The sequence below is a fragment of the Arenimonas sp. genome (assembly GCF_022842045.1).
GTDB lineage: Bacteria > Pseudomonadota > Gammaproteobacteria > Xanthomonadales > Xanthomonadaceae > Arenimonas.
Genome location: NZ_JALHQI010000002.1, coordinates 86,974 through 96,828, shown reverse-complemented (window position 1 = coordinate 96,828; position 9,855 = coordinate 86,974). Strand labels below are relative to the sequence as shown.

The window sequence follows — 9,855 nt, the reverse complement described above, 5'->3', positions numbered from 1 at the left end:
GGCCGGTGTCAGCCCGCGAGGCCCTGCAGGAGGCCGAGCGGATGATGCGTGCGCGCCACGAAGTACATGAACGCGAAGGTGGCCAGCGCCGCGGCGTAGCAAAGCGCCCGCGCCCGCCGGGTGCGGGCGCGCTTGAGCGCCAGGCTGCCCAGCACCACGTAGACCACCAGCAGCACCAGCTTCACCGACAGCCAGGGCACCACGAGGGGATTGAGCTTGAGCGCGGTCAGCAGCATCAGCGCCGCCGTCAGCAGCACGGTGTCGATGGTGTAGCTCAGGTAGCGCAGCGGCGCCGCCATCGCCCAGCGAACGCCGGCCAGCCCCAGTGCGCCGCGCACCACGAACAGTCCGCCGCTGGCGAGCACCGCGGCGACGTGCACGAGCTTGATCTGCAGGTAGAAGGCGATCATCGCGAGCGCCTCAGCCGGGCCGGCCGTCGACGCGCGGCGTGGCGTAGATCCACAGCGAGCGCAGCACCCAGGGCAGGAAGACCCCCAGCCAGCCGACGCTGGCGGCGAGGAACCAGGGCGCTGGATTCGCCGTCAGTTCGGCGCCGATGCGAACCACCGACACGACCTGCATGCCGGCGAAGGCGAGCGCGGGGACACTGCCCAGCACCAGCGGCCGCCCGGAGTGGCCCTGGGTCACGCGCGTGACCATCGCCACCAGCAGGCTGCCGAAGAAGCCGACCGAAATCGCGTGCACCGGCGCCCGTCCCAGCGTGAACTCGCCGGTGCCCAGGAACCACAGGCTCTGCGCCGCATAAAGCGCCAGCGCGATCGGCAGCCAGGCGTAGCCGATGAACAGCACCATCAGCAGCGGCGGCGACTTGCCCCGCGGCCACCAGCGCCACATCGTGAGACCCGCCAGCGCCAGCAGCGGCAGGTCCACCAGCCACAGCCACGGGTGGAGATGCGCCAGCTCGAGCGCCAGGTGCCCCAGCCAAAGCGGCCAGGCCACCGCGAGCAGCCACATCGGCCGCCACGAAACATAGCCGGCGACGACGTTGCCGGCGAAGAAGGGGAACATCCGGTGCGCCACCGTGGCGTACACCGGCACCAGCAGCCCGAAGGTGCCGATCTTCAGCATCGCGAACGCCAGCCGCGGCTCGCCTGGCATATGCAGGTAGGCGGCGAAGGCCAGCAGGCCCGCCAGGCCCATCAGCAGGCCGCCGAAGCAGGAGATCGCATGCCAGTTGCCGCTGCGGTCGCTGGCCAGCCACCCGGCCAGCACCACCATCGCCGCCACCCAGCCCGCGATCGTGTTGATCACGCCCACGTGCACCAGCATCGCCGAGCCGGTCGTCAGTCCCGCGAGCACCAGCCCCTGTCCTGCGACCAGGCCCAGCCCGACCGGCAGGTAATGCCACCGGCTCGCCTCGGCCTGCGCCATCCAGCGCGGGAACACCGTCAGCAGGAACCCGAAAATGAAGGTCGGCAGCACCTGGTACTGCATCACGAAGGCGTGCATCCAGCCGGCCGGCACGCTGGGCGTCGGCAGCCAGCCGCCCAGCCAGCCTGTCCACCAGCCCATCGCCGCCAGCACGTTGGCCGCGCCGACGAAGAAAAGAAGCCGGTGCGGCGCCGCGGCCAGCGCCGACAAACCTGGCGAATGCGTGCGTTTCGTATCCATGCCGCCATGCTGCCAAGCCACCGCCCGGCGCGCCTTGACCCAAGTCACTCCCACAGGGAGCAGGGTGGCCCGAATCGATCCCGCGGAAAGAAAGGGGCGGAGCCGATTCGTCGGCCCCGCCCGGTGGTTTCACTACCTGCGTTCAGCGCGCGGCGTCAGTCGCCACCTCGATGGCCGGAGCCTTCGTCGGCGAGATCCAGAGCCGCGCCACGAACCAGGCGATGGACACGGCGCCCACGCTGAAGATCGTGTCGCCCGGCACCCGCATCCACACCAGCATCTCGATGATGGGCTGCTGCATGAAGTCCGCCGAACGCGCGAACCAGTAGCCGTGGTCGATGGCCGCGACCAGCTGCAGCACGCCTATCGGCAGCAGGGTGAAGAGCGCCATCCCGACCAGGCCGATGTTGAGCGCCCAGAACCCGGTGCGCAGTGGCGCCTCGGGCCAGATCGCATCCGGCTTCATGCCGCGCAGGCAGAACAGCATCAGGCCGATGCCGAGCATGCCGTACACGCCGAACAGCGCCGTGTGGCCGTGCAGCGGGGTCAGGTTCAGGCCCTGCATGTAGTACAGCGGCAGCGGCGGGTTGATCAGGAAGCCGAACAGGCCGGCGCCCACCAGGTTCCAGAACGCGACCGCGACGAAGAACAGGATCGGCCACTTGTAGCGCTGCATCCACGGCGTGGCGTGGCCAAGCTTGAAGGTGTGGTAGGCCTCGAAGCCGACGTAGGCCAGCGGCACCACCTCGAGCGCGGAGAACGAGGCGCCCAGTGCGATCACCGCCACCGGCGTGCCGGTGAAGTAAAGGTGGTGCAGGGTGCCCAGCACGCCGCCGGCCATGAACACGATGGTCGCGAACAGCACCGCCACCGTGGCCGTGCTGTTCTTGATCAGGCCCAGCTTGGTGAACAGGAAGGCGATGACCGCGGTGGCGAACACTTCGAAGAAGCCCTCGACCCACAGGTGCACGACCCACCAGCGCCAGTACTCGACCATCGACAGGTGCGTGTGCTCGCCCCACATCAGTCCGGCGCCGTAGAACAGGCCGATCGCGACGGTGGACAGGAAGAGCAGGGTGGTGATGGACTTCGACTCGCCGCCCTGGCGGATGGCGGGCACCAGGCAGCGGCCCACCAGCGTCAGCCACAGGCCCAGGCCGATGAACAGGAACCACTGCCAGAACCTGCCGATGTCCACGTATTCCCAGCCCTGGTGGCCGAACCAGAAGTTGTGGGCCAGGCCCAGCTTCTGCATCACCGCGAACCACTGGCCCGCGAACGAACCGACGACGATGATGATCAGGCAGACCCACAGGATGTGGACGCCGAGGGCCTGGAATTTCGGCTCATGCCCGGAGATCGCCGGCCCGATGTACAGGCCCATGCCCAGCCAGGCGGTCGCGATCCACAGCACCGCCAGCTGCGTGTGCCAGGTGCGCGTGAGCGAGTAGGGCAGGTATTCGGCCAGCGCGAAGCCGTAGGCCTCCTGGCCCTCGACCTGGTAGTGCGCGGTGATCGCGCCCAGCAGGATCTGCACCAGGAACAGCGCGATCACGACCCAGAAGTACTTGGCCGTGGCCTTCATCGACGGCGTCACCACCACCTTGGCCAGCGGATCGGTGGCCGGGAGCTGCAGCGGTGGCTCTTCGCGGCTGTGGTTCACCGCGTAGTGCCAGCCCAGCAGCGCGACGCCGGCCAGCAGGAAGAGCACGCTGAACACCGTCCACAGGAACAGGTTCGACGGCGGCACGTTGCCCACCAGCGGCTCGTGCGGCCAGTTGTTGGTATAGGTGATTTCCTTGCCCGGGCGCTGGGTGACGGCCGACCAGGCCGTCCACCAGTAGAACGCCGTCATCGCGCGCCGGTGCCCGGCGTCGGCGACGGTGTTGTTCTTCATCGCGTAGTTCTCGCGCAGCACCGCGGTGGCCGGGTCGTTGCCGAACAGGCTTTGGTAATGGGCGGAAACGTTGCTGATGGCCAGCGCGCGGTCGTTGCTGATCACCACAGACTTCGAGCCCGCGTCGTAGGTGTTCGCGCGCATCATTTCGGTGAGGCGGGCGGTCAGCGCCGCCTGTTCGCCCTTGCCAAGCGCGTCGAAGCCCGCGACGGAATAGTCCCGGCGGGCCCACTGGTCGAGGATGTCGACCGATTCGCGGTGCAGCCAGTCGGCCGTCCAGTCGGGGGCGACGTAGCTGCCGTGGCCCCACACGGAACCGAGCTGCTGGCCGCCGGTGGTCTGCCAGACCTGGCGGCCGGTCTCGATGTCGGCGCGGGTGAAGACGACCTGGCCACTGGCCGTGACCACTTGTTCGGGCACGGGTGGCATCTCGCGGTGGATCTCGCCGCCGACCCATAGCAGGACGGAAAACGAGACGGCGAGCAGGGTCGCGAGTGCGATCCATAGCTTGCGGGTACTGCTCATGACGGCTCTCCGGTTCAAGTCGCCGCCATGGTCGGCCCGCCGTCCCGCCCCGTCCCTGACCCAAGTCAAGCCGGCGTACGCAAGGCGCACGTCACGTCAGTGGCGGAGGACGTGGAGGGCGAGGGCTTCGAGGCGGGCCGGGTCGAGGATCTCGAGTTCCCGGCGGTCGACGTGGACCAGCTTGTCTTCCTGCAGGCGCTTGAGCACCCGGCTCACCGTTTCCGGGGCCAGGCGCAGGTAGTTGGCGATGTCGGTGCGCGTCATCGTCAGGTGCAGTCGCGTGGCCGAGAAACCCCGGCGTGCGTAGCGGCGCGACAGCGCCACCAGGAAAGCGGCCATGCGCTCGTCGGCGGTGAAGTCGCCGGCCAGCAGCGAGGCTTTGCCGATGTCCTCGCTGAGCAGCTTGAACAGCTGGGCCTGCAGGCCGGGCATCCGCGTGGCCAGCACCGCCATCTTCGGGAAGGAGAAGCGGCACAGCATCACCGTGTCCAGCGCCACCGCGTTGCAGGGGTAGCGCGACTGGCTGATCGCGCTCAGGCCAATGATCTCGCCGGGCAGATGGAAGCCCAGCACCTGCTCGTGGCCCGAAGCGTCGAGCACGTAGGTCTTGACCGTGCCGGCGCGGACCGCGGCGATGGCGTTGAAGTCGTCGCCCTCCCGGAAGATGTGGTCGCCCTCGTGGAACGGTCCGATGTGCTCGACCAGCACGTGCAGGTCCATCAGGTCGGACTTCCCGTAGCCTTGGGACTGGCAGGCGTCGGAGAAGGCGCAGGTGCTGCAGAAGCGCAGCTCGTCGCCGTCGTCGGCGGCGGCGGGCGAAGGCACGGCGCGCCGGCGGGCGATTGGGCTCACGGGCGGCTCCAGGCGGCGGGGGCGGTCAGATCGCTTTCGAGAAGCGGACGGGTGCGGCCTGGGCTTGGTGCAGGTAGCGGTCGAAGCATGCGGCGATGATACGCACGAGCAGGCGGCCGCGCTCGGTGGCCCGGACCCGGTCGGACTTGACCACGACCAGGCCGTCGGCGACCAGGGGCGCCAGCCGGCCCAGGTCCTCGGCGAAGTACTCGCGGAAGTCGATCGCGTGGCGCAGCTCCAGCGGCGCGAACTCGACCGAGCCGTGGCACATCAGCTGCTGGATCACGTCGGCCCGCAGCGCGTCGTCGGCGTCCAGGGCCATGCCCCGCCAGGTCGGCAGCCGGCCCTCGTCGATGGCGATCTCCCAGCTGGGCAGGTCGCGCGGGTTCTGGCTGTAGGTGTCGCCGACGTGGCTGATGGCGCTCACGCCCAGGCCAATCAGGTCGCAATCGGCGTGGGTGGTGTAGCCCATGAAGTTGCGGTGCAGCTTGCCCTGCGCCTGGGCCTGGCTGAGGTCGTCGCTGGGCAGGGCGAAGTGGTCCATGCCGATGTAGCGGTAGCCGGCGGCCGAGAGCCTCTGGATCGACAGCTGCAGCAGGCCCAGTTTCTCCTCGGCGCTGGGCAGCTGGCTTTCGTCGATGCGCTGCTGCGGGCGGAACAGCTGCGGCATGTGCGCGTAGCTGTACACGGCCAGGCGGTCGGGCCGTGCGGCGATCACGGTGTCGAGCGTGCGCTCGAAGCCCTCGCGGGTCTGCAGCGGCAGGCCGTAGATCAGGTCCACGTTTACCGAGCGGAAGCCGCTGCGGCGGCAGTTGCGGATCACCGCATTGGTTTCCTCCACCGACTGGATGCGGTTCACCGCGGCCTGCACGGCCGGGTCGAAGTCCTGCACGCCGAGGCTGGCGCGGTTGAAGCCCAGCTCGGCCAGGGCCTCGATATCGCCGGGCTTGATCACGCGCGGGTCGATTTCGATCGAGAAATCGCGGGCCGGGCTTTGGCTGAAGTGGAAGTGCCGGCCCAGGGTGTCGAGCAGTTCGCCGATCTGGTGCGGGGTGAGGAAGTTCGGTGTGCCGCCGCCCAGGTGCAGCTGCATCACGTCGCGGTCACGGTCGAACATCGGGCCCAGCATCGCCGCTTCGCGGACCAGGCGGTCGAGGTAGGGCCCGGCCCGGCTGAAGTCGCGGGTGATGATGCGGTTGCAGCCGCAGTAGAAGCAGGGGCTGAAGCAGAACGGCACGTGGACGTACAGCGACAGCCGGCGCGGGATCGGGTCCTCGTTGCTCCCCTGCGCGGCGCGGCGGAATTCGGCCTCGCCGAAGCCGGTCTTGAACTGCGGCGCGGTCGGGTAGGAGGTGTAGCGCGGCCCTGGCCGGTCGTAGCGGCGCAGCAGCTCGGCGTCGAAGGGAGGAATGGCGGTCATGGCCCGCAGGTTAGGCAAGCCCCGCCCAGCCCGCCTTGACCCGCGTCAAGCAAGCTCCCGTCACGCCGGCGTTCCCCGCCGGGGGGCACGCTCTGCGCCTTCTTCCACGCTTGGAGCGACCATGAGCCCGACCCCCCCGAAACCCCCGGCCGCGCCGGAGTCCGCACCCAGCCCGCGCGACTTGTTCGCCGCCCACGTCGCCGCGGCGCTCATCCAGGCGCCCAAGCAGGCGGGCGTGCCGAGGCTCGAGCGCGATGCGCTGGCCCGCCAGGCCTTCGAGTTCGCCGATGCGATGATGCGCGCCCGCGGCCCGTGAGCCCGGGCGGGCCGGTGCGAGCTCAGATCCAGCGCGCTCGCCGCAGCAGGATGAACAGGCCTCCGACGATGGCCGCCGTGGCGCCGATCAGGATCCAGTAGCTGTAGCGTCCGCCGACCTCGGGCATGTGCTCGAAGTTCATGCCGTACCAGCTGGCGATCAGGGTCGGCGCGGCCAGCAGGCCGGCCCAGCCGGCCAGGCGCTTCACCACTTCGCCCTGGGCCACGGTGACCAGGGCCAGGTTCACCGACATGGCCGCGGTCAGCATCTCGCGCAGGGTGTCGGTGGCGTCGTTCACGCGCAGCGTGTGGTCGAAGACGTCGCGGAAGTAGAGCCGCATCTCCTCGCCCACCATCTGCGTGTGCACGCGGGTGAGCTGGCCGGTGATGTCCTGCATCGGCGCGACCGCCAGCCGCAGGCGGGTCAGCTCGCGCTTGAGCTCGTAGAGCTTGCGGACGGTCTGCCGGCTGAAGTTCTCGGCGAAGATGTCCTGCTCCAGGTCGTTGAGCTGCTCCCGGAACTCGTCGACGATCGGCATGTAGTTGTCGACGATATAGTCGAGCACCGCGTAGAGGCCATAGGTGGGGCCCAGCGCCAGCAGCTCCGGCTCGCGCTCGCAGCGGGCGCGCACCGTGCTGTAGGACAGCGAGGTGCCGTGCCTCACCGTGACCAGGTAGCGCGCGCCCACGAACAGGTGCGTCTCGCCGAAGGAAACCTTGCCGTCCAGCGCCTGCGCGGTGTGCACGGCGATGAACAACGAATTGCCGTAGGCCTCGATCTTCGGGCGCTGGTGCGCGTGGTGCGCATCCTCCACCGCCAGGTCGTGCAGGTCGAACTCCTCCTGCAGCTTGTCGAGCAGCGCTTCTTCCGGCTCGTACAGGCCGACCCAGACGAAGCTGCCGTCATCCACGGCCAGCACGTCGCTGATCTCGTCGAGCCGGAGGTCGCGGCGGCTGCCGTCGCGGCCATAGCGGACGCAGTTGACGACGCAGGCGGGCGTGGCGGGGAGCGTGGTTTCCATGCCGGCATCATCGGCCGCGGGGCCGGGGCCGGCAAGCGCTCAGGCGCGGGGGTCGAGCCGGCGCAGCAGGGCCCAGTGCAGGGGCAGCAGCAGGAGCACCCACTCGACGTTCTCCTGTGGGCGGAACGGCAGGAACTTCAGGAAGCCGGCCACCGCCGCGCCCGCCACCACGATCCGCAGAAGCCAGCGGAAGCGCACCGAGGGCTCGCGGCCGCGCAGCCGGGCCCAGCCGCCGGGCAGCAGGAACAGGCACAGCGGGCTGAGCAGCAGCAGGTTCTCGTTGCCGTGGCCGGCGACGTGGGCGCTGCCGAACCAGATGAAGAGCATCGTCAGCCCCGCCAGGCCGGCCACGGTCCAGAAGCCCAGCGCCAGGCCGGCCAACGCACGCGGTGCGCGGCGGCCCAGCCACAGCGCGGCCAGCGCCAGCGCGATGCCGGTGAACAGCGCCGGCACCCGCAGCCGCGGTGCTTCGGCCGGGGGCTGGCCGATGCGGTGCTCGTGCAGGATTTCCTCGGCCACCACCAGCGGCCGGCCATCGGCCAGGCGCACTTCGCGCAGGGCATCGCGCAGGCGCATCGGGATGAAGGATTCCTCCCAGCGCGAGAGCGGCTTGTCGGCGTAGTCGGCCAGGCCGACGTGGAAGCCGATCGCCATCCAGGCGGCGGGCGCGGCCAGGCGGACCGATTCGCTGCGGTAGGTATTGCCCTGCGAGCGACCGGTGAGCTGGGTCTTGAGGGTGCCGCCCAGGGCCTCGTCCAGCGCGTCGCGGACTTGGGTGGAGCAGTTGCTGGTGAAGTAGTCGTAGCGGTAGCGGGCGCCTTCGCCGCTGGCGCGGGCCTCCAGCGAGTCGGCCAGTGCGCGCGCCTGGTCCGCCGTCAGGTCCAGCCACTGCAGGCTGGCGCCGCGGCCAAGCTGGCGGTAGCGCGCCATGTCCTGTTCCAGCGGCAGCGCGACCAGCCAGTAGCGCATCTGGCCGTGGATGAAGTTGGCGAAGAAGTTCGGCTCGTCGAGGTCGAAGTAGCCAAAGTTGTAGGAGATGCGGCGACCGCTGGCGGGGTCGTCGACGACGATGGCGTTGTGGCCGAAGCGTTCGAAGAAGATTTCGCCGGGCTCCATGGTCACCACGCCGATGCGGGGGGCGTCGGCTTCGCTGGGCGCCGGCGGCGCGGGCGTGGCCTGCGACGCCGGCACCTCCGATGGGGACGCGGCCAAGTCCGCCTGCGCCAGGGCCGGCGCCAGCGGCGCCGTCAGCAGCCACAGCCCCAGCGCTACGGCGAAACGCCAGTTACTCCGGGCCATGCACGCTCAGCACGAAGGTGTGGACGCGGCGCTGGTCGGCGCGCCCGACCCGGAAGTGGAAGCGGCCCAGCGACAGTTCCTCGCCGGCCTCGGGCAGGTGGCCGATGGCCGAGGTGACCAGGCCGCCGATGGTGTCGTACTCGTCGTCGTCGAAGTCGGCGCCGAACTGCTCGTTGAAGTCGGCGATCGGGGTCAGGGCGTCGACCAGGAACTGGCCGTCGGCCTGGGCGGCGATCAGCTTGGCCTCGTCGGCGTCGTCGTGCTCGTCGTCGATTTCGCCGACGATCTGCTCGAGCACGTCCTCGATGGTGACCAGGCCGGCGACGCCGCCGTGCTCGTCGACCACGATGGCCATGTGGTTTCGCGAGAGCCGGAACTCCTTGAGCAGGACGTTCAGGCGCTTGGATTCGGGGATCAGCACCGCCGGGCGCAGCAGTTCGCGGACGCTGCCGGGGCCGCCGTCGGCGACCATGCCGCGCAGCAGGTCCTTGGCCAGCAGGATGCCGAGGATCTCGTCGCGGTCCTCGCCGTGGACCGGGAAGCGGGAGTGGCCGGACTCGACCACCATCTTCATCAGGTCCAGGAACTTGGCCTCGAGCGGCAGGGAGACCATCTGCGAGCGCGGCACCATGATGTCGCCGACCTGCAGCTCGGACACCGAAAGGGCGCCCTCGAGCATCTTCAGGGTGTCGGCGCCCAGCAGGCCGTTGGCCTGGGCATCGCGCAGGATCTCGACCACGTCGTCGAGGGTCTGGGGTTCGCCGGAAAAGGCCAGGCTCAGGCGTTCAAGCCAGGAGCGGCGTTCCGGCGGGCTACTAGGGGAATCTTCGGACATTTCCGTGGAATGGGCGCCCGGAGGCGGTCGGGCGAGTGTAGCAAAAGCGGTCCCGGGT

9 protein-coding genes are annotated in these 9,855 nt (G+C 69.6%); 1 reads left to right on the top strand and 8 read right to left on the bottom strand.

Annotated features, from left to right (window positions below; all coding sequences use genetic code 11):
• Positions 1–8: 8 nt before the first annotated feature.
• The 5 genes from Q0C12_RS01305 to hemN form a co-directional block, all read right to left on the bottom strand.
• Positions 9–410, bottom strand: coding sequence for a SirB2 family protein (locus tag Q0C12_RS01305; RefSeq protein WP_290885077.1), 402 nt, complete (start codon positions 408–410; stop codon positions 9–11).
• A 10-nt stretch (positions 411–420) separates the two neighbouring features.
• Positions 421–1,632, bottom strand: coding sequence for an NnrS family protein (locus Q0C12_RS01300; RefSeq protein WP_290885075.1), 1,212 nt, complete (start codon positions 1,630–1,632; stop codon positions 421–423).
• A 142-nt stretch (positions 1,633–1,774) separates the two neighbouring features.
• Positions 1,775–4,054: a nitric-oxide reductase large subunit gene (locus Q0C12_RS01295; RefSeq protein WP_290885072.1), complete on the bottom strand. Its 2,280-nt coding sequence runs from the start codon at positions 4,052–4,054 to the stop codon at positions 1,775–1,777.
• A gap of 96 nt (positions 4,055–4,150) precedes the next feature.
• Entirely contained in the window at positions 4,151–4,897 is a 747-nt protein-coding gene (locus tag Q0C12_RS01290; RefSeq protein ID WP_290885125.1) for a helix-turn-helix domain-containing protein, read from the bottom strand.
• Positions 4,898–4,931: 34 nt separating this feature from the next.
• Positions 4,932–6,326 carry an oxygen-independent coproporphyrinogen III oxidase gene (gene hemN, locus Q0C12_RS01285; protein ID WP_290885070.1) on the bottom strand — a complete coding sequence of 465 codons (1,395 nt, stop codon included), beginning with the start codon at positions 6,324–6,326 and terminating at the stop codon, positions 4,932–4,934.
• Positions 6,327–6,447: 121 nt separating this feature from the next.
• Between hemN and Q0C12_RS01280 the strand changes: the two genes are divergently transcribed.
• Complete coding sequence (locus tag Q0C12_RS01280; RefSeq protein ID WP_290885068.1) at positions 6,448–6,642, top strand: hypothetical protein; 195 nt, start codon at positions 6,448–6,450, stop codon at positions 6,640–6,642.
• 22 nt (positions 6,643–6,664) lie between these two features.
• On the opposite strand, the gene Q0C12_RS01275 is transcribed toward Q0C12_RS01280, so the two are convergent.
• The 3 genes from Q0C12_RS01275 to Q0C12_RS01265 are packed head-to-tail and all read right to left on the bottom strand — an operon-like array spanning position 6,665 to position 9,797.
• A complete protein-coding gene (locus Q0C12_RS01275) occupies positions 6,665–7,663 on the bottom strand; it encodes a magnesium and cobalt transport protein CorA (RefSeq protein WP_290885066.1) in 999 nt (332 codons plus the stop codon).
• 39 nt (positions 7,664–7,702) lie between these two features.
• Positions 7,703–8,962 carry a DUF4105 domain-containing protein gene (locus tag Q0C12_RS01270; RefSeq protein ID WP_290885064.1) on the bottom strand — a complete coding sequence of 420 codons (1,260 nt, stop codon included), beginning with the start codon at positions 8,960–8,962 and terminating at the stop codon, positions 7,703–7,705.
• Positions 8,949–9,797 carry a transporter associated domain-containing protein gene (locus tag Q0C12_RS01265; RefSeq protein WP_290885062.1) on the bottom strand — a complete coding sequence of 283 codons (849 nt, stop codon included), beginning with the start codon at positions 9,795–9,797 and terminating at the stop codon, positions 8,949–8,951. Before Q0C12_RS01265 ends, Q0C12_RS01270 begins: the two co-directional genes overlap by 14 nt.
• Between the last annotated feature and the right edge of the window lie 58 nt (positions 9,798–9,855).